22 protein-coding genes are annotated in these 22,854 nt (G+C 60.7%); 13 read left to right on the forward strand and 9 right to left on the reverse strand.

What is annotated here, in order from left to right; genetic code table 11:
• Positions 1-52: 52 nt before the first annotated feature.
• From GGR20_RS00925 to GGR20_RS00935, 3 genes are all read left to right on the forward strand, one after another.
• Positions 53-670: a DUF1176 domain-containing protein gene (locus GGR20_RS00925; protein ID WP_183309365.1), complete on the forward strand. Its 618-nt coding sequence runs from the start codon at positions 53-55 to the stop codon at positions 668-670.
• A gap of 2 nt (positions 671-672) precedes the next feature.
• Positions 673-1,107 (forward strand): DUF1801 domain-containing protein, encoded by a 435-nt coding sequence (locus GGR20_RS00930; protein ID WP_183309366.1) that lies wholly within the window; start codon positions 673-675, stop codon positions 1,105-1,107.
• Between the two features lie 310 nt (positions 1,108-1,417).
• Positions 1,418-2,893, forward strand: coding sequence for an AMP nucleosidase (locus GGR20_RS00935; protein ID WP_183309367.1), 1,476 nt, complete (start codon positions 1,418-1,420; stop codon positions 2,891-2,893).
• A gap of 92 nt (positions 2,894-2,985) precedes the next feature.
• Here the strand turns inward: GGR20_RS00935 and eno are convergent, their stop codons facing one another.
• Entirely contained in the window at positions 2,986-4,263 is a 1,278-nt protein-coding gene (eno, locus tag GGR20_RS00940) for a phosphopyruvate hydratase (RefSeq protein WP_183309368.1), read from the reverse strand.
• Between the two features lie 102 nt (positions 4,264-4,365).
• Entirely contained in the window at positions 4,366-5,322 is a 957-nt protein-coding gene (locus GGR20_RS00945; protein WP_183309369.1) for an NAD-dependent epimerase/dehydratase family protein, read from the reverse strand.
• A gap of 89 nt (positions 5,323-5,411) precedes the next feature.
• Here GGR20_RS00945 and GGR20_RS00950 point away from each other — a divergent pair, with 89 nt between their 5' ends.
• Complete coding sequence (locus GGR20_RS00950; protein WP_210283024.1) at positions 5,412-5,843, forward strand: VOC family protein; 432 nt, start codon at positions 5,412-5,414, stop codon at positions 5,841-5,843.
• A 7-nt stretch (positions 5,844-5,850) separates the two neighbouring features.
• On the opposite strand, the gene GGR20_RS00955 is transcribed toward GGR20_RS00950, so the two are convergent.
• The 6 genes from GGR20_RS00955 to tpiA all read right to left on the reverse strand — a co-directional run bounded on the left by GGR20_RS00955 (position 5,851) and on the right by tpiA (position 11,215).
• The gene (locus GGR20_RS00955) at positions 5,851-7,314 is read right to left on the reverse strand and encodes a phospholipase D-like domain-containing protein (protein WP_253560042.1); all 1,464 of its coding nucleotides are present in this window, start codon (positions 7,312-7,314) and stop codon (positions 5,851-5,853) included.
• Between the two features lie 96 nt (positions 7,315-7,410).
• Positions 7,411-7,587: a DUF4169 family protein gene (locus GGR20_RS00960; protein WP_183309370.1), complete on the reverse strand. Its 177-nt coding sequence runs from the start codon at positions 7,585-7,587 to the stop codon at positions 7,411-7,413.
• 18 nt (positions 7,588-7,605) lie between these two features.
• Positions 7,606-8,097 carry a GNAT family N-acetyltransferase gene (locus tag GGR20_RS00965; protein WP_338084710.1) on the reverse strand — a complete coding sequence of 164 codons (492 nt, stop codon included), beginning with the start codon at positions 8,095-8,097 and terminating at the stop codon, positions 7,606-7,608.
• A 17-nt stretch (positions 8,098-8,114) separates the two neighbouring features.
• Positions 8,115-9,743 carry a CTP synthase gene (locus GGR20_RS00970; RefSeq protein WP_183309372.1) on the reverse strand — a complete coding sequence of 543 codons (1,629 nt, stop codon included), beginning with the start codon at positions 9,741-9,743 and terminating at the stop codon, positions 8,115-8,117.
• 113 nt (positions 9,744-9,856) lie between these two features.
• A complete protein-coding gene (gene secG, locus GGR20_RS00975; protein WP_183309373.1) occupies positions 9,857-10,315 on the reverse strand; it encodes a preprotein translocase subunit SecG in 459 nt (152 codons plus the stop codon).
• 144 nt (positions 10,316-10,459) lie between these two features.
• On the reverse strand, positions 10,460-11,215 hold the full coding sequence (gene tpiA / locus GGR20_RS00980; RefSeq protein ID WP_183309374.1) for a triose-phosphate isomerase: 756 nt from the start codon (positions 11,213-11,215) through the stop codon (positions 10,460-10,462).
• Between the two features lie 123 nt (positions 11,216-11,338).
• On the opposite strand from tpiA, the gene GGR20_RS00985 reads away from it, so the two are divergent.
• The 9 genes from GGR20_RS00985 (at position 11,339) to uvsE (ending at position 20,862) form a co-directional block, all read left to right on the forward strand.
• Positions 11,339-13,213 carry a peptidylprolyl isomerase gene (locus GGR20_RS00985; RefSeq protein WP_183309375.1) on the forward strand — a complete coding sequence of 625 codons (1,875 nt, stop codon included), beginning with the start codon at positions 11,339-11,341 and terminating at the stop codon, positions 13,211-13,213.
• A 31-nt stretch (positions 13,214-13,244) separates the two neighbouring features.
• Positions 13,245-14,753, forward strand: coding sequence for an anthranilate synthase component I (gene trpE, locus GGR20_RS00990; protein WP_183309376.1), 1,509 nt, complete (start codon positions 13,245-13,247; stop codon positions 14,751-14,753).
• Between the two features lie 84 nt (positions 14,754-14,837).
• The gene (locus GGR20_RS00995) at positions 14,838-15,437 is read left to right on the forward strand and encodes an anthranilate synthase component II (RefSeq protein ID WP_183309377.1); all 600 of its coding nucleotides are present in this window, start codon (positions 14,838-14,840) and stop codon (positions 15,435-15,437) included.
• Positions 15,434-16,453 carry an anthranilate phosphoribosyltransferase gene (gene trpD, locus GGR20_RS01000; protein ID WP_183309378.1) on the forward strand — a complete coding sequence of 340 codons (1,020 nt, stop codon included), beginning with the start codon at positions 15,434-15,436 and terminating at the stop codon, positions 16,451-16,453. The genes GGR20_RS00995 and trpD overlap by 4 nt, the downstream gene beginning before the upstream one ends.
• Entirely contained in the window at positions 16,453-17,265 is an 813-nt protein-coding gene (gene trpC / locus GGR20_RS01005) for an indole-3-glycerol phosphate synthase TrpC (protein ID WP_183309379.1), read from the forward strand. Before trpD ends, trpC begins: the two co-directional genes overlap by 1 nt.
• Positions 17,265-17,744 carry a cyclic pyranopterin monophosphate synthase MoaC gene (gene moaC, locus GGR20_RS01010; RefSeq protein WP_183309380.1) on the forward strand — a complete coding sequence of 160 codons (480 nt, stop codon included), beginning with the start codon at positions 17,265-17,267 and terminating at the stop codon, positions 17,742-17,744. The genes trpC and moaC overlap by 1 nt, the downstream gene beginning before the upstream one ends.
• Positions 17,741-18,943 (forward strand): molybdopterin molybdotransferase MoeA, encoded by a 1,203-nt coding sequence (locus GGR20_RS01015; protein WP_183309381.1) that lies wholly within the window; start codon positions 17,741-17,743, stop codon positions 18,941-18,943. Before moaC ends, GGR20_RS01015 begins: the two co-directional genes overlap by 4 nt.
• A 116-nt stretch (positions 18,944-19,059) precedes the next feature.
• Entirely contained in the window at positions 19,060-19,779 is a 720-nt protein-coding gene (gene lexA, locus GGR20_RS01020) for a transcriptional repressor LexA (RefSeq protein ID WP_183309382.1), read from the forward strand.
• A gap of 48 nt (positions 19,780-19,827) precedes the next feature.
• The gene (gene uvsE, locus GGR20_RS01025; RefSeq protein ID WP_183309383.1) at positions 19,828-20,862 is read left to right on the forward strand and encodes a UV DNA damage repair endonuclease UvsE; all 1,035 of its coding nucleotides are present in this window, start codon (positions 19,828-19,830) and stop codon (positions 20,860-20,862) included.
• On the opposite strand, the gene GGR20_RS01030 is transcribed toward uvsE, so the two are convergent.
• Positions 20,859-22,667 carry an IlvD/Edd family dehydratase gene (locus GGR20_RS01030; protein WP_183309384.1) on the reverse strand — a complete coding sequence of 603 codons (1,809 nt, stop codon included), beginning with the start codon at positions 22,665-22,667 and terminating at the stop codon, positions 20,859-20,861. The genes uvsE and GGR20_RS01030 overlap by 4 nt on opposite strands.
• Positions 22,668-22,854 lie beyond the last annotated feature (187 nt).

The raw sequence follows: 22,854 nt of genomic DNA on the forward strand, positions 1-22,854 counted from the left end.
GCCATTGGCGGGCGGAGGACCCGCTTTTGTGCATCGACATAAGGGATGAAGGATGATCCGTCCATTGCTTTGGCTGTCGCTGATAGCGGCTTGCGTGTCTCCCGTCCTGTCGCAGGAAGCGTCGCCGGAAAAGCGGGCGCAAAAGCTGCATGCCCTGTCTTTTGGCGAGCAATGTCACTCCGAAGGCGGGTACAGGCCCGATGACCCAATCGAGAGTTGGACGTTCGATTACATGCCAAGCTGGAGCGAGGGTAGCGAGGAGGACAAGGCTGACGTGACCCTGGTGCGAATCTTCTGCTCGTCCGGTGCCTATAATGAAACTCACGCCTACTATTTGCTGCGCGAGTATGAGGGCATGACAGTTGTTGGCTTCGCAGAGCCTGCCTTTGATGTGAAATATGAGAACGACAATTTCGACGGCGCGGTGGAGGCAATCACTACCGTGGGCATGAGCGCGACCGGCTTGCTGGTCAATTCGCTGTTCGACCCGGAAACCTTGAGCATCGATTCGTTCTCGAAATGGCGTGGATTGGGAGATGCCAGCTCATCGGGACAATGGATGTTCCGCGACGGCGCCTTTGTGCTGGTGCGTTATGCCGTCGATGCCAGTTACGATGGGGAGATAAACCCAGAGGTCCTTGTGGACTACCTCGACCAGGCGGGTCCGTAGCCATGCCCGAACAGAAGACCAAGCCTCACACCGGGGATGTCGACGAATTTCTCGCCCAGGTCGAGAGCGACCAGAAGCGGGCCGATTCTCATGTTCTTGTCGAGTTGATGAGCGAAATCAGCGGTGAACCTCCGGTTTTGTGGGGCACCATGGTCGGGTTTGGCCATTATCACTACCGATATCCCACCGGACATGAGGGCGACGCCTTTCTGGTGGGATTTGCCCCGCGCAAGGCGGCGTTCAGCATCTATTTGATGGGCACCTACTTCCCCGAGGAGAATGCGCGGCGCGAGGCGCTGCTCGCGAAGCTGGGCAAGCATCGCATGGGCAAGGCGTGCCTTTATGTCAACAAGCTCAATGACATCGATCTCAATGTCCTGCGTGAACTGGTCGAAATCTCTGTGCGGAAGCTACGAGACGCCTATCCAGCCAAATGAAGGCCGCCACAGCATTGCTGCCGGGCGGCCTCTTGGGGATGCGGCCCACCGCGCTGTTGAGGGCTTGGGGGACATGCGGCAGACCACTTCCCGCTCATCGGTTGCATGGGTCGTTTGCTAGGCCGATGAACTGATCTGAAGATGGTGGAGAAATGCGGCGAGAAAAGAGCGGGTCACTGAAGTGTGAATGCCGTGACCCTGACGGCCCCCGCGTTGAGAAGCCGTCATGTGCCCCTTATATTGGCGGGCGTTGTAAAGACGATTCCAACATCCGCCACCCGATCCGCGGGACGGCACCGAGGGACACCGTATGACCACACTCAGCCCGCCACGCCTGGAATCCCAGGCTTTCACCGATCCGGCAGCGGCCTGGGCGCATATCGCCCATATCTATCACCGCAATTGCGATTTCATCCGCAACCATCTCAATGGCCTGACCACGGGCACCATTCCATCCGGGCGGGTGCGCGCGTGCTATCCGCAGGTCGAAGTGCGGTCCACCAGCTATTCCAAGCATGAGAGCACCCTGCCCTATGGGTATCTGCACAGCCCGGGCATCTATCGGACCACGGTGACGGCGCCGGACCTGTTCCAGGGCTATTTGCAGGAGCAGTTCGAGGTCATCCTCAAGAACCATGGCGGGGTTATCGAGGTTGGGGAATCGGATACGCCCATTCCGCTGCATTTCGCGCTGGGGCCGCATGACCATCTCGATGGCAAGGCGATAAATGCCTTGGAGGTGCCGCTGCGCGACTTGTTCGATGCGCCGGACCTGGGCAATACGGACGATGAAATCGCCAATGGCACCTATGTGCCGCCGCGCGGTGGGCCCTATCCGCTTTCGGCCTTTACCGCCCCGCGCGTCGACTATTCGCTGTTCCGGCTGGCCCATTATACCGGCACCAATGCAGAGCATTTCCAGAACTTCGTGATCTTTACGAACTACCAGTTCTATATCGACGAATTCTGCCGCATGGCCAAAGGCTGGATGGCCGAAAAGCATCCGCACTATCAGCGCTTTATTGAACCGGGCAACGTTGCCACCGACAATATGCTGACCGGCGGCGGTGTCACTGGTAATCCGCCGCCGCGCACGCCGCAAATGCCGGCTTACCATCTGGTGGGGGATCGCGGCCGTGGCATTACCATGATCAACATCGGGGTTGGCCCGTCCAACGCCAAGACGATCACCGACCATATCGCAGTGCTCAGGCCGCATGCCTGGATCATGCTGGGGCATTGTGCAGGCCTCCGGAACAGCCAGGAACTGGGCGACTATGTGCTGGCGCACGCCTATGTGCGCGAGGACCATGTACTCGATGCCGATTTGCCGCTCTCCGTGCCAATCCCGGCTTTGGCCGAAGTGCAGGTGGCACTGGAGCAGGCCGTTGAGGAAGTGACCCAGACCGAGGGCCTTGAAACCAAAAAGATCATGCGTACGGGCACTGTAGCGACCTTTGATAACCGCAATTGGGAGTTGCGGGATCAGGTGGAGATCACGCGTCGTCTCAGCCAGTCTCGCGCTGTAGCGCTGGACATGGAAAGCGCGACCATTGCCGCCAATGGCTTCCGCTTCCGCGTGCCCTATGGGACGCTGCTGTGTGTGTCAGACAAGCCGCTACACGGCGAATTGAAACTGCCCGGCATGGCCTCGGACTTCTACCGGACACAGGTCAATCGGCATCTGCAGATCGGGCTCAGGGCCATGGAAATCTTGCGGGACCAGCCGGCGGAACGGCTGCATTCGCGGAAGTTGCGCAGTTTTGCCGAGACGGCGTTTCAGTAGTGGGTCATTTCGCGAGTAGCGACTTTCTCGCTCAAGGAAAAAAGAAAGCCCGGGATCGTTCCCGGGCTTTTTCGTAACGTTTAGCGGACCGATCAGCGGCCCTTGACCACCGAGTAACCGGCATATTTGGCCGAGGAGCCGAGCTGTTCCTCGATGCGGATGAGCTGGTTGTATTTGGCCAGCCGGTCCGAGCGGGAGAGCGAACCGGTCTTGATCTGACCGCAGTTCAGCGCCACGGCCAGGTCGGCAATGGTCGAATCCTCGGTTTCGCCCGAGCGGTGCGACATCACCGAGGTATAGCCCGCGCGGTGTGCGGTATCGACGGCGTTGAGGGTTTCGGAGAGCGAGCCGATCTGGTTGACCTTGACCAGGATGGAATTGGCGACGCCCATCTTGATGCCGGAGACGAGGCGCTGGGTGTTGGTGACGAAGAGGTCGTCGCCAACGAGCTGCACCTTGTCGCCGATTGCCTCGGTCAGCGCTTTCCAACCATCCCAGTCATCCTCGCCCATGCCGTCTTCGATGGTGATGATGGGATAGCGATTGGCCAGGTCCTCCAGGAAGCGGACGTTTTCGTCCGAGGAGAGCGACTTGCCCTCGCCCACCATCTCGTATTTGCCGTTCTTGTAGTATTCGGTGGCGGCGCAATCGAGACCGAGGAAGACGTCCTCGCCCGGCTTGTAACCGGCTTTCTCGATCGAGCGCATGATGAAGCCCAGGGCGTCATCGGCGCTCTTGAGGTTCGGGGCAAAGCCGCCTTCGTCACCCACGGCCGTGTTGTGGCCCTCGGCCGACAGGCCCTTTTTCAGCGTATGGAAGATCTCGGCACCGATGCGGACGGCGTCGGCAATCGACTTGGCGCCAGCGGGCAGGATCATGAATTCCTGCATGTCGATGGGATTGTCGGCATGCTCGCCGCCATTGATGATGTTCATCATCGGCACCGGCAGCACATGGGCGTTCGGGCCGCCGATATAGCGGTAGAAGGGCAGTTCGCTCGACTCAGCGGCGGCCTTGGCCACTGCGAGTGAAACACCAAGAATAGCGTTGGCGCCCAACTTGCCCTTGTTGGCAGTGCCGTCCAGATCGATCATGGCCTGGTCAACGGCGAGCTGGTCCAGTGCGTCCATGCCCTGGATTTCATCGGCGATGGTGGTATTGACGTTTTCGACGGCCTGGGTCACGCCCTTGCCCATGTAGAGCGAGCCGCCGTCGCGCAGTTCCACGGCTTCATGGGCGCCGGTCGAAGCGCCCGAAGGGACGGCGGCGCGACCGAAGCTGCCATCGTCCAGCACCACATCGACTTCGACGGTCGGATTGCCGCGGCTATCGAAAATCTGGCGGCCATTGACGTGGATGATTGAAGACATGCGTGCCCTTCCCGGAATGCTTCTTGGGTTTGAGTGACTGTCTAGACGGGCCTTGTGACAGTGAAAAGAGGGAACGCGCAAAAAAGGCGCCGTCCGCGCCGGCTAGACAGCAAGTTTCCCGTTCCCCAGAAGCCAGGACACGGATTCCTGCACAGCAGCCAGAGACGTGTACCGAGGCGCGTAGCCCAGCAGGCGGCGGCCCTTTTCGATGCTGGCATTGGGACTGCGCGCTATGTGTTCCCAAGTGGCGGCAGCATTTTCCGGCGTCTGCATGGCTTTCCAGTCTTCCCAGGAATGGAAGCTTAGTGCTGGTTCCTTGCCAAACCAGCGGTACATGGCTTCGGCGTATCCTCGAAGCGTGACGGCGCCAGGCGAAACAGCATGAAAGGCTTCGCCGACCGACACGCTCCAATTGTCCATAGCTTGCATGAGAAGGATCGCTATGTCGTCGGCGTGAATGTGATGCACCGTTTCCATGCCAAAATTGGGCAAGGCGAGGGTTTCGCCACGAGCAATGGTTTGGAAGGCTGCATTGTCGAAGTGCCCGGCGGGATTGAGCGGCGACCACCCCTGCCCCACGATGTGGCCGGGATGGAGAATGGTCACGGGGAAGCCGTCGCGCCGCGCAAGGCCGAGCAGATAGTCCTCGATTGCTGCCTTCTGAACACCATAGTCACCGAAGGGTCGCTTCGTAGCGTCTTCGGGGGTCGGCACCACTCCAGAGTAGCCGTGGGTCCAGATCGTACCGATATGGAGGAAGTGGCGTACCTTGCCGATGAGAGCCTCAGCGAGTTGCTGGGCGCTGTCCGGCGTGAAGCAGATATTGTCAATGACGATATCGCCCTTGAGATCGGCTATGGACCGGCCAAAATCTCCGTTCGCCTCGGCCGCGGCGCGGTCGAGGGTGATCCGTTCCACGCGGTGCCAAGCGTTGTCCGGAAGATAGGGTTGCGCCGCACCGCGCGAAACCGCCACCACATCGTGGCCCGCGCGCACAAGGCGCGGCACAAGATAGGTGCCGATATGGCCTGTGGCACCAATAACAACAACACGCGCCATTTTTGATCCTCCCCGCTGGTCTGGATGTCGCTCCTGTCCTAACATGTCAGTGCGAACTGTCCAGTTTGCGGTTCCCATAGGAGAAGACATTGACCACCCCCCTCGTGAAGCAGGTCGCGCATACCTGTATTTTTGCCCGTGACCTCGACGCCGTCGAGACGTTCTACCGTGACGCGATGGGCATCGCGCCCAAGTTTGATTTCAAGCGGGGCGAAGAGCGCATCGGCTTTTATCTCGACTTCGGCAACCGCACCTTTGTCGAGGTGTTCAAGAAGGGCGAGAGTCGGTTCGAGGAGAGCAACCAGATCAACCACATCTGCTTTGAAACCGACGACATAGATGGGTTCATGGCCAACGCGAAGGCCAAGGGTATTGCAGTGACCGACAAGAAGCTGGGCGTCGACCACACCTGGCAATGTTGGCTGGCGGACCCGAGCGGGGTGAAGATAGAGATTTTTCAGTACACGGCCGACAGCATGCAGTTCGGGTCGGACGGCGCGGTTTGTCAGGTGGACTGGTAGCAGAAGCTCAATCCCGGACGAAGCGGCGGAGAAAGCCGCGGGCCAGACCCCGTTGCGCGATGTTCTCGAACATTTCGTCTGCGCCTTCAGGATCGAGCACTTCGTTCTCAGCCAGCCATTGTTCGAGATCGTTGAGTTCGGGTGGCTGGTACGGACGTAGATTGCGCCCCGTCTTGGGCGTCAGGTCCTCAATCGTTTTGATCAAGGAGCCAGTCTTGGCAAGGCTGGCTCCAACCGCGTCGGGCGTGGTCACCAGGTGTTCGGCAATCAGGTCATTGCGGATCCAGGCGATATGTTCGCGAATGGCCAGGTCGTCCTCGGGCGCCACAAGCACGAGGTCGCATTCGGTATCGAGCCGGAGGGACCGGTTGTTGATGTTGGACGAGCCGACCTTGAGGATGGTGTCGTCAGCCACCAGGGTTTTGGCATGGGCATAGATGGGATCGCCGGCAGAATCATACGGGTGAAAGAGTCTGAATCGATCATGGCGGTCGGCGCGCTTGAGCCAGGCGTAGAGCCGGGCGCGCGCTGTATCCATGGCGACCGGCTCAAGCCAACCCTGCGCACTTTCCGGGTTGATAATCACAATCTCGGGGCCATCGGCTTCGACCAGACGCTTGGCTAAGGCGCTGACGATAGCGCGCGAGGCGAAATACTGGCTCTCGATGTAGAGAAATTTGCGAGCCACCGCGATTTGATCGAGCCAAAGTCGCTCCGCCTCAAGAACGGCGGGCCGCTTATCCAGCTCTGGAGCAGAACGGGCGATGCCGACCTCAACCTCTTCAAATTGCACTGGCAACTCATCCGGCCAATGGGTCTGCTTGCACTCCAACTGCCCCATTTCAGGTTTGCCGTCGGCGAGGCTCCATCGCTCGCGTACCAATCGAGCGATGCAGTCGACGATCGGGCCGGTGGAGGCTGTGGTAACGTCGTGCCAGGGCTTGTAGCGGCGGCGCGTAAAGGGGCGCCGACGGCGCTCATCGTCATGGCGATGCTCGCGGGTATCCCAGCGGTCTCCGGTCATGTCGATGCCGCCAACGAAAGCAAGGCCATCGTCTACCAGCATTATCTTCTGATGGTGTGATGCGCCGACAGGGTGAACATTGTCGAACTTGACGTGGATCCGGGGATGAAGCGCCCATTGGACGACGCGCAATAGCGTCGTTCCCCGCTTGATGGTTTTGAATATGCCAAAATCCCACTGAAGGATGAATATCTCGAGATCAGGAGATTGCTCTACCAGCCACAGAATGAACCGACCCAATTCGGTCGGTGCCGCATCGCTTTCTGTCTCGTGCAGACCGATGCGCGTGTCAAAATCCCAGCCTATCAGCGAGATGCGCTGCCGAGCCTTGAGCATCGCGGATCTGGCGTGTCGAAAATAGTTCTCCGCGTCCACGATCACGGATAATCGGGTCGCCGTGTCGACGCCCATGCAATTGTGCCCAGGGACCAGTTCAAGGCCAGTCACGCGACGCTCCAGATCGTGACAATATCGAAAAACATAACGGATCGCGGCGCAAAAGTTTCCATGCCATTGGCCGCCCGATTGCGCGGCGGCCCCGTGTCAACGGTCGATCTTGTGCGCCTCGGTCTGCTTCTGAGCTCGGGTCTTTTCGCTTTTGTCCCGCAGCTTTTCAGCCTTTGTGCGGCCGAAATTGATGCGGTTGGCTTCGGCGACAGCCTGCTTGTCAGAACGCGCCTTGGCCTTGCGAGCCTTGGAGAGGGAAAGAATGTCGGCCATGAACGTAGTCCCTGTGCCTCAGCGAATGGCTAGGTGATAACGGGTATAGGTATCGAACCTTGCGACGGGCTGGAACCCCAAGCGGGACAGAAGCCCAACACTGGGCGTGTTGCCATGGCTTACCCCGGCAAAAAGATCGCTTGCACCGCAAGTCGCAGCAGCAAAATCGACGACCGCTCCTACAGCCTGTTTGGCAAAGCCGTTGCCGGTGTGCGCTTCAGACAGCCAGTAGCCGACACCATATCTGGGCGGCTCGATGCCCAGGAGATCCACCCTGCCAATGAGCTCGTGCTGATAGTAGATACCGAAACGCCAATTACGCTCAGCACACCATGTCAGCTCCGCTTTGAGATCGCTGACGCTGGACTGAGTTTGGTCGAGATAGTCGCCATGTGCCGTCAGATGAGCCCTGTTTCTCATCATCAGCTGCTGCAGTTCTTGCGCATCTGCCGACAGCAATCTGCGAAGCCAGAGCTGTGGGGAGGCGGTGGCAAGGCACAAGTGCTGCACGAGCCACCGCTCCCCTGCTAGACCAGCCGGCTCTGTTCCATCGCGGCGGCGATGAAACTGGTGAATAGCGGATGCGGCTCAAATGGCTTGGATTTCAGTTCGGGATGGAACTGCACACCGATGAACCAGGGATGGTCGGTGCGTTCGACGATTTCTGGCAGCTTGCCATCTGGCGATACGCCGGAGAACAGCAGGCCATTGGCTTCGAGGCGCTTGCGATAGTCCATATTCACCTCATAGCGGTGGCGATGGCGCTCGGAAATGCGGGTCGAGCCATAGATGTCGGCAACGCGGGAGCCGCGGGTGAGTTGGGCCGGATAGGCTCCAAGGCGAAGTGTACCGCCCAGATCGCCTTCGGCGGCGCGGACTTCCTTTTCGTTGCCCTTCACCCATTCGGTCATCATGCCCACGATCGGCTCCTTGGTGGGGCCGAATTCAGTGGAGGAGGCATTCTTGATGCCGGCTGTGTTCCGCGCGGCCTCAATGCAGGCCATCTGCATGCCAAAACAGATGCCGAAATATGGCACGTCCTTGATGCGGGCGAAGCGAGCGGCTTCGATCTTGCCGGCAGCACCGCGTTCACCGAAGCCGCCGGGGACCATGATGCCATGCACGTGTTCGAGATAGGGCGCCGGATCGTCGCGCTCGAAGACTTCCGAATCGATCCACTGCAGGTTGACCTTCACCTTATTGGCGATGCCGCCATGGGTGAGCGCTTCAGAAAGCGATTTATAGGCGTCCTTGAGGCCGGTATATTTGCCCACGATGGCGATGTTCACCTCGCCTTCGGGGTTGTGATAGCGACGCGACACTTCTTCCCATGCGGACATGTCGGGCTCGGGCGCATCGGTGATGGCGAGCGCTGCGAGGACTTCCCGGTCGAGACCCTCGTTGTGGTAGGCAACGGGCACGTCGTAGATCGAGCCGACATCGAGGCCCTGGATCACGGCGCTTTCGCGGACGTTACAGAACAGCGAAAGCTTCTTCTTCTCGCCTTCCGGGATCGGACGGTCACAGCGGACCAGCAGCACGTCCGGTGCAATTCCGATTGAGCGCAGTTCCTTGACCGAGTGCTGGGTCGGCTTGGTCTTCAATTCCCCTGCCGAGGGGATATAGGGCATCAGGGTCAGGTGGAGATAGGCCGCGTGATTGCGCGGCAATTCATTGCCAAGCTGACGGATGGCCTCGAAGAACGGCAGACCCTCGATATCGCCGACCGTGCCGCCGATTTCGACCAGCACGAAGTCGTATTCCTCATTGCCGTCGAGGACGAATTGCTTGATCGAGTCCGTGACGTGGGGAATGACCTGAACGGTGGCGCCAAGGAATTCGCCCCGGCGTTCCTTGGCCAGCAGATCCGAATAGATGCGGCCCGAGGTGACGTTGTCGCGCTTGTTGGCGGCACGCCCGGTGAAGCGCTCATAATGCCCCAGGTCAAGATCGGTTTCCGCCCCGTCATCGGTAACGAAGACCTCGCCGTGCTGCGTCGGCGACATCGTGCCGGGATCGATGTTGAGATAAGGGTCGAGCTTGCGCAGGCGGACCTTATAGCCACGCGCCTGCAGCACAGCGCCAAGCGCCGCCGAAGCCAAACCTTTGCCAAGGGAGGAGACCACGCCTCCGGTGATAAATACGTACCGAGCCATGGGCGATCACCATAAGCACATCAGACATGATTCGCAGAGCAGCTTTTGCGCTCTACACAAAAAGAAGAAGGGGATGTTGCCATCCCCTTTTCTCGCGGACGCCTTGCGGCGGATCAGTTGCCCGCAGGCACTGCGGGCGTTTCTTCGGTATCGGTCGATACTTCGGGTACGGGCAGTTGGCTGTCCGATGTCGCGGGCTCTTCAGCCGGCGTCTGTGCCTCGGAAGGCAGCAGCAGATCGGAGGTCTCATCGCCCTGAAGAGCGTTGAGTGCGTCGAGCACGGTCGAAGGCTGAGTGCCATCTTCAAGCGAGGTCGCGTTGTCCAGAATACTGGAGGTGCCGCGATCTATTTCGTTGAGAATGGTCAGACCGATGGCCGAAGCGAAGAACAGGACGGCCAGAATGGCCGTTGTCCGGGTCAGCAGGTTTGCCGAGCCGCGGGCGGTCATCAAACCGCCGCCGCCGCCACCACCACCGATTCCAAGGGCGCCGCCCTCGGAGCGCTGAAGCAGGATGACGACAATCAGCGCCAGCACAATCAGCAAATAGGCGACGAGCAGTACGTTGGCCATGAATCTCTTGTCTTCGCGTCAGTCCGGACGTGCCAATGCGGCCCGCCCGGTTTGGAAAGGATGCGGGGTCATACACCCCCCGAACGGCAAATGCCAGCCGCTTGCGGCGCTTTTTCGCCACAGGCGGATGCCTGTCCGGATGCTCTATACGGCTGAGATAATCGTATAGAAGTCCTTTGCCAAGAGGCTGGCGCCTCCGACAAGGCCGCCATTGACGTTACCAATGCCCAGAATCTCACGGGCGTTCTGGGGCTTGAGCGAGCCTCCATAGAGAATGCGGATGCTTTCGCCCTTGGACAGGCCGAAGCGGTCGACCAGCCGGGCACGGATTGCATTGTGCATTTCGTCGATTTCATCGAGCGTGGGGGTGCGTCCAGTGCCGATGGCCCAGACCGGTTCATAGGCAACGACAACCTCGTGATGCTCGGCGGCGTCGGGAATGGATGCGGCCAATTGAGCAGATACCACCGATTCTGCCTCAGCGGCATCGCGCTGCGCTTCCGTTTCGCCAACACAGATGATTGGCTTCAGCCCCGCGCCGATAGCGGCTTCCGCCTTGGCACACACGATTTGGTCGGTCTCGCCGTGGTTTGTGCGGCGCTCAGAGTGCCCGACAATGACGTATTGCGCGCCGGCGTCTGCAAGCATGCTGGCAGAAATGTCTCCGGTATGGGCGCCGTGCGGTTCCCGATGACAATCCTGCCCCCCGGCAATGATGCCACTGGAGGCGCCCTGCGCCGCTACGGCGGCCAGCAGGGTGGCCGGCGGGCAGACCACGACAAGAGCACGGGGCGACTCGCCGGTGGTGAGCAAACGGGCAAGTTCACTCAGCTCATCAAGCGAGTGGGTAAGCCCGTTCATCTTCCAGTTTCCGGCGATCAGAGGTGATACGGTCGACAATCTTGGTACTCCTGCCTCTTGCGCCGGACAAGGCTTTGCCCTAACCCCGGCTGTCGTATTTGTCTTACTAGTCCGACCTTCGCCTTAAGGTAAAGGATTGGAACCGAAAGTGGAACGCTTCATATGCTTGATGGTTTGCGTGATTTTGCAAAATCCTGGCCGGGAAAAATCCTGGGCGCGTTTCTGCTGGTGGGTGTAGCAGGTTTCGGCATCAACAATGTGATCGTCGACCTAGGCAGCAATACCGTGGCGCGGGTTGGCGACGAAGAAATCAATTCACGTGAGTTCCTGCGGGCCTATCAGAACCAGGCCAACCGGATCGCCCAGCAGATCGGTTCCGTGCCCACTGCCAGCCAGGCCGAAGCCATGGGCATTCCTACGGCTGTTATCCTCGGCTTGTCCGAGGGGGCTGCGCTCGACACGCTCTCGGCCCAGTTCAGCATGGGGGTCTCAGAAGACAAGCTGGCGCAATTGCTGCGCGAGGACCCTTCGTTCCATGGGACGCTGGGAACGTTCGAACCGGCCTTGTTCACGCAGGTGCTGCAGAGTGCCGGCTGGACCGAGGCAGAGTATTTCGAGGCGCGGAGCGCAGAAGCTCGTCGCGACCAGCTCACCACGGCGCTGTTTGCAGATACAGACATGCCTGAAGTGGCGGCCGGTCTGATCAATGACTACGCCACAGCCACGCGCACCATCGATTACATCGTTCTGAGCGGGACCAGCATCGAGAGCCCGGAGGCGCCGACGGAAGCCGAACTGGCCGAATACCTGGAAGAAAACCAGTCCGATTTCCGCACCGTCGAAACACGGACGGTCAAATTGCTGGACCTGTCGCTGGCTTCGCTGGCTGCGACCAAGGAAATTTCGCCGGAGGCGGTGGAGGCAGAATATGAGGCGACCAAAGGCACGCTGACAACGCCCGAGCGGCGCACTATCGAACAGGTCTCGCTGGCAACGCCCGAGTTGCAGGCGCAGTTCGAGGCAGGCCTGGCAGCGGGCACTGACTTCGACACGCTGGTTGCGGAAGCCGGGTTGGCGCCGTCGAGCCTTGGTACACTCACGCAGGCAGAGATTACTGATACGCGTCTCGCTTCGGCGGCATTCGGTCTGGCAGAAGGCGGATTTGCCATTATCGAAGGCATCGGCGGCAAGCGCGCCGTGCATGTGTCCGAGATCGAAGAGGAACGGGAGCCTACGCTCGAGGAGGCTCGGGACGATATCGTGGCGCGGCTGGCACAAGCCGAGGCCCGCAACGAAATCAACGATGTGCTCGACCAGATCGAAGAGTTGCGCGCGGCCTTCCAGCCCATCGACCAGATCGCAGATCGTTTCGGCCTTCCGGTATATGAGGCGGAAGTGACTGCGGGCGGCGCTGAACTGGCTGTGTTGCCGAACCTGGCGGCGGAAGATTATCAGCGCGTCTCGCAGGCCATTTTTGCGGCCGAGCAAGATCGCCTGATCCCGTCTGTTCCCTTGTCGGGCAGCGCGCATCTCTGGTTCGACCTTGAACAGGTCGAGCCCGCTCGTGACCAAACGCTTGACGAGGTTCGGGCCGAAGTCGAAGCGGCGATTGTCGCGGAGCGGATTGATGCAGCGCTGGCAGCCAAGGCCGAGGACATCGTGGCGCGGCTTGAAGCGGGCGAAGCGCTGGCCGATATCGGCTTTGAGCTGAGCGCCTTCCCGCAGTTGAGTGCGCCCTTTACCCGTTTTGGGTCCCAGAACGGACTGGTGGACAGCACCATGGCCTCAGCGGCGTTCGCCGGTGGTCCAGACCATGTCGGTGCGGTATTGAATGAGAGCGGGGAGCAGGTGGTCTTTCAGGTTGTCGATACTACCGAGCCGACCACGCCGCTTGATGATGTCGCGCTCGAAAGCATCAATGCCGAGGCGCGCGCCGGCCTGACCTCGGAATTTGTAGCGGCTGTGCGTGAGGATGCGGGCCTGCGGATCAACCAGCAGGCTCTCAACCAGCTTCTCGTGCAGAATTACGGCCAGTAACCGGCACCTTCACCAACGGAACCAGACCAAAATGGGCGACGACACTTCCAAGACCTTTGCCGCGCAATATGATGCCGGAAAGTCTGGACTGCTCTGGCGTCGCGTCGTGGCGGATCTGGAAACCCCGATTGGCACGTATCTCAAGCTGGCGGCTGGCCGCAGCCATTCGTTCCTGCTCGAAAGCGTGCAGGACGGCACCACACGCGGCCGCTATTCGATGATCGGCCTCTTGCCGGACCTGATCCTGAAGGTCGAGGACGGCAAAGCCTCGATCAATCGATCGGCGCAAACGTCGCCTGACGAGTTTGAGCCGCTCGATGATCTGCCGCTCGACGCCTTGCGCAAGCTTGTCGCCGAAAGCCAGATCGACATGCCGCCGGGCCTGCCGCCCCAGTCGGCCGGCATCTATGGCTATCTCGGCTATGAGATGGTCCGCTACATGGAAGTGCTGCCCAACGAAAATCCTGACGATCTGCAGACGCCCGAGGCGCTGCTGATGCGTCCTTCGCTGCTGGCAATCTTCGATACGGTCAAGGACGAGCTCTACCTGACCGCGCCAATCTATGTGCGCGAGGGGGTGACGGCGGCACAGGCACATGCGGCAGCCGAAGACCGGATCAACGACGCCATTGCCCGGCTGACGCGGGCGACACCGGCGGCCCCTGCCCTGTCCGATCTGGAATCGATCGCGGTGACCAGCAACACCTCGCGGGACGAATATTTCGAGATGGTGGCGCGGGCCAAAGACTACATTACGGCCGGGGACATTTTCCAGGTGGTCCTGAGCCAACGGTTTTCGGCCGATTTCACCCTGCCGCCCACGGCGCTCTATCGTGCGCTGCGCCGCACCAATCCCAGTCCCTACATGTATTTCTTCGATTTCGGCGGCTTTGCGGTTGCCGGATCGAGCCCGGAAATCCTGGTGCGGGTGCAGGACGGCGAAGTAACCATCCGGCCCATCGCCGGCACGCGCAAACGTGGCGCCACGCCAAGCCGCGACAAGGAATTGGCCGCCGAGCTACTCTCGGACCCCAAGGAATTGAGCGAGCACCTGATGCTGCTCGATCTGGGGCGCAATGATGTGGGGCGCGTCACCAAGTCGGGGACGGTGAAGGTCACCGACAAGTTCTTCCTCGAATATTACTCACACGTCATGCACATCGTTTCGAACGTGGTGGGTGAGCTCGATCCGCAATATGATTTTGTGGATGCGCTCTCGGCCGGTTTCCCGGCCGGCACGGTTTCGGGTGCACCGAAGGTACGGGCGATGGAAATCATCGACGAACTGGAGAAGTCGCGCCGCGGCATCTATGGCGGCTGCGTTGGCTATTTCGGTGCCGACGGCACGATGGACACCTGCATCGTGTTACGCACGGGCATCGTCAAGGACGGCAAGCTTTATGTGCAATCCGGGGCCGGGATCGTCGCCGACAGCAAGCCTGAGCTCGAACAGCTCGAATGCGAAAACAAGGCTCGTGCTCTTTTCAGCGCTGCCGAGGAGGCGCTACGCTATGCCGGCGAGGCTGGAGTGGGGCAATGACGGTGCTGAGGGACAAGGATTTTCGATGGCGGGGCTGGTTCTGAACCCCAAATCACGGAACCAACCCGCAGAGGCAGTCCATAAATGACCAGAACCCTCGTTATCGATAATTACGACAGCTTTACCTACAATCTCGTCCACTATCTGGGCGAGCTGGGTGCCGACATCATTGTTCGGCGCAACGACAAGGTTACTCTTGAAGAGATCGCCGCGATTGCGCCAGACGCCATTGTGCTCTCCCCTGGGCCATGCACGCCCAATGAGGCGGGCATCTGCCTGGCCGTCATCGATCGCTTCAAGACCACCATTCCAATGCTGGGCGTCTGCCTGGGACACCAGGCCATGGGCCAGGCGCTGGGTGGGGAGGTCATACGGGCGCCGAGCCTGTTTCACGGTAAGACCAGCAAGATCAATCACAGCGGCAAGGGGCTGTTTTTTGGGCTCAATGCCGGGTTCGAAGCGACGCGCTATCACTCGCTGATCGTCAAGCGGGAGACCCTGCCCGCTGACCTGGAAGTGACGGCCACGACCGATGACGGTCTGATCATGGGTATGCAGCACAAGAGCCTGCCGATCCATGGCGTGCAGTTCCACCCGGAAAGTATTGCCTCGGAAAATGGGCACGCCCTCTTGCAGAACTTCCTCAACATTGCCCGCGACTTCAACGGACGGAACGCTGCGTGATGGATATCAAGCAAGCCCTCAACAAGATTGCGGACGGCAGGGACCTGACCGGCGAGGAAATGCGCGGTGTCATGCGCATCATCATGGCCGGCGAGGCCACGCCAGCGCAGATCGGTGCTTTCCTGATGGGCATGCGCATCAAGGGCGAAACAGTGGGCGAGATTGCCGCGGCGGTTTCGATCCTGCGCGAGCAGATGGTGCCTGTCGTAGCGCCGGACGACGCTATCGATATTGTCGGTACCGGTGGCGACGGCGTTGGCAGCCTCAACATCTCAACGGCGACGGCGCTGGTCGTGGCAGCGGCCGGTGTGCCCGTAGCCAAGCATGGCAACAAGGCGCTGTCGTCCCGGTCGGGGTCGTCTCAGGCGCTCGAAGCACTCGGCGTCAAGCTGGATCTGACGCCGGAGCAGATCGGCAAGACCATCGCCGGCGCCGGGATCGGCTTCATGTTTGCGCCCAGCCATCACCCTGCCATGCGCCATGTGGGGCCGGCGCGGGCGGAAATGGGTGTGCGGACGCTGTTTAACCTGCTCGGGCCGCAATCGAACCCAGCTGGCGTGCGCCGCTATCTGCTGGGCGTTTATGCACAGGAATGGGTGGAGCCGGTCGCCGCGGCGCTGCTCGCCAACCGCGCGACCAAGGCCTGGGTGGTGCATTCGAGCGAAGGGCTGGATGAGCTTTCGACCTCGGGGCCCAATTTCGTGGCCCAGATTGCCAATGGCGATCTACGCAGCTTTGAGCTGCGTCCAGAGGATGTCGGGCTCAAGGTGACCGACCCCAAAGATCTCCTCGGTGGTGAACCGAGCGAGAATGCGGCGGCCATCGTGGCGCTGCTGGACGGAGAGGCTGGGGCCTATCGGGACACGGTGCTGCTCAATGCGGGCGCGGCCTTGCTGGTCGCCGACAAGGTGGACACCATCGAGGACGGCATTGCGCTTGCCCGGGACACCATCGATAGCGGCAAGGCCAAACAAACTCTCGCGCGCCTGGTGGCGGTATCGAACGGACGAGATTGATGAGCGATATTCTCAAGCAGATCGAAGCTTACAAGCGCGAAGAAATCGCGGCGGCGAAAAGTTCGCGCCCGTGGGCAGAAGTCGTCGCCGAGGCGCATGACCAGCCGGCGCCGCGCGGCTTTCTCAAGGCGATCAAGGCAAAGCGCGCCAAAGGCGACTACGCCCTGATTGCGGAAGTGAAGAAGGCCAGCCCTTCCAAGGGGCTGATCCGCGCCGACTTCAATCCGGCCGAGATCGCCCGATCTTATGAACAGGCCGGCGCGGCCTGCCTCTCGGTGCTGACCGACCGGCCGAGCTTTCAGGGTTCGCCGAGTTATCTGATCGAGGCACGGGCGGCGACCAAATTGCCGGTGTTGCGCAAGGACTTCCTGTTCGAAACCTATCAGGTGGCCGAGGCACGCTCCTGGGGTGCCGACTGCATTCTGATCATCCTTGCAGCGGTGGGCGACGATATCGCCCGCTATCTGCTCGACGCTGCTGAGGAATGGGGCATGGATGCGCTGGTGGAAGTGCATGACCAGCTCGAGCTCGATCGGGCGCTGGCGCTCGGCGCCCAGTTCATCGGTGTCAATAACCGCAATCTGCGTACCTTCGAGACCACGCTGGAGACCACGGTCAATCTTGCCGCCGGCGTGCCAGACGATGTTCTGCTGGTCAGCGAAAGTGGCATTGTTACCCACGAGCATGTCAGGATGCTCGACGAGCGTTGCAATGTCGGCACGTTTCTGGTGGGCGAAAGCCTGATGCGGCAGGACGACGTGGTCGCAGCCACGCGCGCCTTGCTGATGGGTGCCGCGGAGACGGTGCGCTGATGACAGGCGGCCTCACCCATCTCAATGAAAAGGGCGAGGCCCATATCGTCGATATCGGACACAAGGCGGTTACGCGACGCCGCGCCGTCGCACAGGCGGTGCTGAGCGGCCAGGCAAAAACGATTGCCACCATTATGGGCGGCGGGCTGAAAAAGGGCGACGCTCTTGCCGTGGCGCGGATTGCCGGAATCATGGCCGCCAAAAAGACGGCGGAACTCATCCCGCTTTGCCACCCAATCCCTTTGACCAAGGTCAGTGTCGAAATCGCCGAGGCGAGCGACACCAGCATTCGCATTGTTGCGACCGCTGAAACCACCGGACAGACCGGCGTGGAAATGGAAGCGTTGATAGCGGCCTCGACAGCGGCCTTGACGCTTTACGACATGGCCAAGGCGATCGACCGGGCCATGGTGGTGTCCGAGATGTGCCTGGTGGAAAAATCCGGCGGCAAGTCCGGCGACTTTGCGCGGACGCCATGAGCCTGCTTCCGGTCGACGATGCTCTGAAGGCCATTTTGGGTCGGGTCCCTGCCGTCACGCCTGAACAAGTGCCGCTTGGCGAGGCCATTGGCCGTGTCCTGGCCGCCCCGGTCGTTGCGGGACACAACCAGCCGCCGTTCGATGCCAGCGCCATGGATGGTTATGCCGTTCGGGCGAAAGACGTCGTCGAAGGGGCGCGGCTGCGCGTGATCGGGACTTCGCAGGCTGGCGCGGGCTATGGTGGAGGGGTGCATCGCGGGGAGGTCGTGCGAATTTTCACGGGGGCGCCGGTACCGCCGGGTGCTGACACGGTCATCATGCAGGAAGAGGCCGTTCGCGATGGCGATTTCGTCCATTTCACGGCCCCTGCCCGGCTCGGCCACAGTGTGCGCGCCAAGGGCAATGATTTTTCGACCGGTCAGAGCCTGATTGCAGCGGGAACCCGCTTGACGCCGATGCAGATCGCAGTGGCAGCAGCGGCAAACCAGGCCCGCCTCACCGTTGCGCAGCGTCCCAGAATTGCGCTTCTGGCCACTGGTGACGAGCTGGTGCTGCCCGGCACGCCACTTGGGCCGGATCAGATTGTCGCTTCGAACAGTTTCGGGCTCTCCGCCATGCTGGCGCCCTATGCCCGGCAGGTCGACGACCACGGTATAGTCAGCGACGACGCTGATCGGCTGCGGGAGCGGCTGGAGCGTATTCTCACGGCGGGACCGGATGTCCTCATCACCACGGGCGGCGCTTCGGTAGGTGAGCACGACCTGGTGCAGGACATTCTCAAGGGGCTCGGCGTGTCGCTCGATTTCTGGCGCATCAATATGCGTCCAGGAAAACCGCTGATGTTCGGCAGCCATGGGCGGACGCTGGTGTTTGGCCTGCCTGGAAACCCCGTTTCAGCGATGGTGACGGCGATGGTCTTCATCAAGCCGGCCTTGCGCGCCTGGGTTGGTCACGGCGAGCCAGCACCTTGGCGTCTGCCGCTCGCCGGCCCCACCCCATCCAACACTGCGCGCCGGCATTTCATGCGCGCGCGACTTGTCCAGGGGGCCGACGGCATACAGGCGCTGCCGATATCCCAGACAGACAGCGGCCATACCTCTTCCCTGGCAGCGGCGGACCTGCTTGTCGTGCAGCCGGAGAACGATCCCGGCCAACCCATCGGGACCGTGGTCGAAGCCCTGCCAATCGACGCCTTCTAGCTTGCGCCGGGTCGCGGGAGGCTTTGGCAGTGCCGCTCGCTCAAGGCCGTTGCAGAACATAACTGGAACATGTATGGTCGTTCCGTCTATGTTCCGATTCTGGGGTAGTGGGGCCAATGCTGACACGCAAACAACACGAACTGCTGATGTTCATCCATGAACGGATGAAGGAGAGCGGTATTCCCCCGAGTTTCGATGAAATGAAGGATGCGCTGGATCTGGCGTCCAAATCCGGTATTCATCGGCTGATCACCGCCCTGGAAGAGCGCGGCTTCATTCGGCGCCTGCCCAATCGGGCCAGGGCGCTGGAAGTGGTGAAGCTGCCCGACTCGATGAACCCGTCGCTGGGCGGCCGCAAGGCGCGGTTCGAGCCCTCGGTGATCGAGGGGAATCTTGGCAAGGTGGCCAACCCACCTGCTCGCGGCAATGCCGGCGGCGGAGACGATTATGCCCGTCCGGTTTCGATCCCGGTGATGGGGCGCATTGCGGCCGGCACCCCCATCGAGGCCATCCAGTCCCATTCTCACACCATAGCCGTGCCGCCTGAAATGCTTGGCGCGGGGGAGCATTACGCACTCGAGGTGCGTGGTGACTCGATGATCGAGGCCGGCATTTTCGATGGCGACACCGTGCTGATCAAGAAGCAGGAACACGCCTCGACCGGCGAAATCATCGTGGCTCTGGTCGATGATGAGGAAGCCACGCTCAAGCGCCTGCGCCGCAAGGGCGACACGGTGGCCCTGGAAGCTGCCAACCCGGCCTATGAAACCCGCATCTTTCCGCCCAACCGGGTCAAGGTGCAGGGCCGGCTCGTGGGGTTGATGCGGAAATACTGAGCGGAACAAGAGAAGAGGCCGGGCATTGCCTCTAAGGAGGTGGTGCCCATGTCTGATCCGCTCAAGCTTGGTTTCCCGGTGAAAGTGCTGGGAGACCCCAGTCTCAAAAGCAATGACGCTCGGCGCTCCCAGTCAAATCCACATCTGCGGGTGTCGCTAGGCTATCTTGCCGACATATTCGATTATTTGGTCCGGCACGACATTCGCATGTATCGGATGTCGTCGGACCTCGCACCTTACGCGACGCATCCCGACATGCCGCAATTCCACTCGATGGTGAGGGATAGCGCCACCGATCTCGGTGCTCTGGGCAAACGGGCGCGTGAACTTGGTCTACGCCTGTCTTTCCACCCCAGCCAGTTCATTGTGCTGAACAGTCCTGATCCCGATCTTGTGCGCAAGAGCGTATGGGACCTGACCAGCCAGGCAGAGATGCTGGATCATATGGAACTCGGGCCCGAAGCTGTTCTGGTGGTGCATGTGGGTGGGGTCTATGGCGAGAAGGACGGGGCCCGCCAGCGTTGGATAGAAACCTGGAAAACCTTACCCGAGCCGGTTCGCCGGCGACTCGTGCTGGAAAATGACGATCTGCGCTTTTCCTGCGCTGACGTGCTTCACATAAGCGAGCACACGGGCGTTCGGCTGATTTTTGACCATCAACATTTCTGGTGCCTCAACCCTGAAGGGTTGCCGCTTCGCGACACCCTGATACGGATGCTCGAGACCTGGCCGGCAGATCAGCGGCCCAAAATCCACTTCTCCTCGCCGCGAACCGAATTCAGGCAGCAAACGCGCAAGAACAGCCGCACGGGTAAAGCAGAGGTGGTGTCCGTCGCGCCGATCTGGACCGGCCACGCCGACTTCGTGCAACCTTTCGAATTCATTGGCTTTCTGCGCCAAGCCGAAGGATTGGACTTCGATGTCATGCTCGAGGCCAAGGCCAAGGATCTGGCGCTGATCCGTCTGCGATCAGACTTACAGCACTACGCGCCCGATATCGCTGCTCGTTTCGGCCTCTCCGCCGCGTTGGGAGGAGAGGCCGAAACTTCGTCACTTGAAGCAAGGGTGCAACTTAGCGCTTAGTGGTTGTCGCGCGGTACGCCTTCACTCTGAGCGATACGCTGATACTTTTCAGCGGGCTTGAGAATGGCTCCCTCACCCAACTGCCCCACGATGCCACGCTGGATTTCCTGCCAGGGTGTCTGGTGCTTGGGGAATTTGTAGCCACCATCGGCCTCAAGTGCGGCACGGCGATTTGCGATTTCCTCGTCGGAAATGAGGATGTCGGCTTCGCCCTTGTTGAGGTCGATGCGCACCCGATCGCCGGTTTTGAGGATGGCAAGATTGCCGCCTGCTGCAGCCTCGGGAGAGGCGTTGAGGATAGAGGGGGAACCGGAGGTTCCGGACTGGCGGCCATCACCGATGCAGGCCAGCGAGTGAACACCCTTCTTGATGAGGTAGTCGGGCGGCCGCATGTTGACCACTTCGGCGGCGCCCGGATAGCCGATCGGACCAGCACCGCGCATGAAGAGCAGAGTGTGTTCGTCAATCTCAAGTGAAGGATCGTCGATCCGATGGTGGTAGTCCTCCGGGCCATCGAAGACCACAGCCTTGCCCTCGAACATGCCAGGATGCGCGGGATCTGAGAGGTAGCGGTCCTTGAACTCGGGGCTGATGACGCTGGTCTTCATGATGGCGTTGTCGAACAGATTGCCACGCAGCACGAGGAAACCCGCCTCGGCCTTGAGCGGATTGTCGAAATGGCGGATGACCTTGTCATCCTCGATGACAGTGGTCCGGCAATTTTCGCCAATGGTCTTTCCGTTGACGGTAGGCGCATCTTCGTGGATTAGCCCCTGCCCCATCAGCTCGTTGACCACCGCTGGTACGCCACCGGCGTGGTAGTAGTCCTCGCCGAGATATTCGCCGGCTGGCTGCAGATTGACCAGCAACGGCACCTTGTGGCCGTGCTGTTGCCATTCATCGATCTCGAGCTCAACACCGATATGCTTGGCGATGGCATTGATATGGATCGGCGCATTGGTCGAACCGCCAATGGCGGAATTGACGACGATGGCGTTGAGGAAGTTTTCCTTGGTGAGGATGTCGGAGGGCTTGATATCCTCGTGCACCATTTCCACCGCGCGCTTGCCGGTGCGGTAGGCCATTTCCTGGCGGTCGCGATAGGGAGCGGGAATAGCGGCCGAACCGGGAAGCTGCATGCCCAATGCCTCGGCCAGCGAGTTCATGGTGGAGGCCGTGCCCATGGTGTTACAATAGCCGGTGGACGGCGCGGACGAAGCCACCAGCTCGATGAATTTGGGATAGTCGATTTCGCCGGCGGCCAGCATCTGGCGGGCCTTCCAGACGATGGTGCCCGAACCGGTGCGCTCGCCCTTGTGCCAGCCGTTGAGCATGGGGCCGACGGAGAGCGCGATGGCCGGGATGTTGACCGTGGCCGCGCCCATCAGCATGGCCGGCGTGGTCTTGTCGCAGCCAATGGTGAGGACCACGCCATCAAGCGGATAGCCATAGAGCACTTCAACCAGGCCCAGATAGGCCAGGTTTCGGTCAAGGCCCGCAGTCGGGCGCTTGCCGGTTTCCTGGATCGGATGCACAGGGAATTCGATAGCGATGCCGCCGGCCTCGCGGATGCCCTCACGCACGCGCTCGGCCAGAACCATATGATGGCGATTGCAGGGGCTGAGATCCGAGCCGGTCTGGGCGATGCCGATGATCGGTTTACCTGACTGCAATTCCTCTCGCGACACGCCGAAATTCATATAGCGCTCAAGATAGAGAGCAGTCATATCGGGATTGTCGGGGTTGTCGAACCATGCGCGCGAGCGAAGTTTGCGGCCGCCGGTGCCGCCATTGTCTGCAGTCATCTTGCCTGTTCCTTGCTTGTCCGCCGGACGCGGATCAGAGGGCCTTGGTGGTAGTGTTCTACCACGCGAAACTGTAGTGTGAATGGGTCCAGAGTAAAAAATCATACAAATCGGCCAAGGCTATGCAATGGATGTAGATATCTGGCCATACGACCGTTCGAGCTTACAGTACGAAAAGCCGCGCTCG

This window comes from Devosia subaequoris (genome assembly GCF_014197055.1).
Lineage (GTDB): Bacteria > Pseudomonadota > Alphaproteobacteria > Rhizobiales > Devosiaceae > Devosia > Devosia subaequoris.

Coding starts and splice junctions, on each gene's coding strand:
- GGR20_RS00925 (WP_183309365.1), top strand. CDS start 53: ATGATCCGTCCATTGCTTTGGCTGTCGCTGATAGCGGCTTGCGTGTCT.
- GGR20_RS00930 (WP_183309366.1), top strand. CDS start 673: ATGCCCGAACAGAAGACCAAGCCTCACACCGGGGATGTCGACGAATTT.
- GGR20_RS00935 (WP_183309367.1), top strand. CDS start 1,418: ATGACCACACTCAGCCCGCCACGCCTGGAATCCCAGGCTTTCACCGAT.
- eno (WP_183309368.1), bottom strand. CDS start 4,263: ATGTCTTCAATCATCCACGTCAATGGCCGCCAGATTTTCGATAGCCGC.
- GGR20_RS00945 (WP_183309369.1), bottom strand. CDS start 5,322: ATGGCGCGTGTTGTTGTTATTGGTGCCACAGGCCATATCGGCACCTAT.
- GGR20_RS00960 (WP_183309370.1), bottom strand. CDS start 7,587: ATGGCCGACATTCTTTCCCTCTCCAAGGCTCGCAAGGCCAAGGCGCGT.
- GGR20_RS00970 (WP_183309372.1), bottom strand. CDS start 9,743: ATGGCTCGGTACGTATTTATCACCGGAGGCGTGGTCTCCTCCCTTGGC.
- secG (WP_183309373.1), bottom strand. CDS start 10,315: ATGGCCAACGTACTGCTCGTCGCCTATTTGCTGATTGTGCTGGCGCTG.
- GGR20_RS00985 (WP_183309375.1), top strand. CDS start 11,339: ATGCTTGATGGTTTGCGTGATTTTGCAAAATCCTGGCCGGGAAAAATC.
- trpE (WP_183309376.1), top strand. CDS start 13,245: ATGGGCGACGACACTTCCAAGACCTTTGCCGCGCAATATGATGCCGGA.
- GGR20_RS00995 (WP_183309377.1), top strand. CDS start 14,838: ATGACCAGAACCCTCGTTATCGATAATTACGACAGCTTTACCTACAAT.
- trpC (WP_183309379.1), top strand. CDS start 16,453: ATGAGCGATATTCTCAAGCAGATCGAAGCTTACAAGCGCGAAGAAATC.
- moaC (WP_183309380.1), top strand. CDS start 17,265: ATGACAGGCGGCCTCACCCATCTCAATGAAAAGGGCGAGGCCCATATC.
- GGR20_RS01015 (WP_183309381.1), top strand. CDS start 17,741: ATGAGCCTGCTTCCGGTCGACGATGCTCTGAAGGCCATTTTGGGTCGG.
- lexA (WP_183309382.1), top strand. CDS start 19,060: ATGCTGACACGCAAACAACACGAACTGCTGATGTTCATCCATGAACGG.
- uvsE (WP_183309383.1), top strand. CDS start 19,828: ATGTCTGATCCGCTCAAGCTTGGTTTCCCGGTGAAAGTGCTGGGAGAC.
- GGR20_RS01030 (WP_183309384.1), bottom strand. CDS start 22,667: ATGACTGCAGACAATGGCGGCACCGGCGGCCGCAAACTTCGCTCGCGC.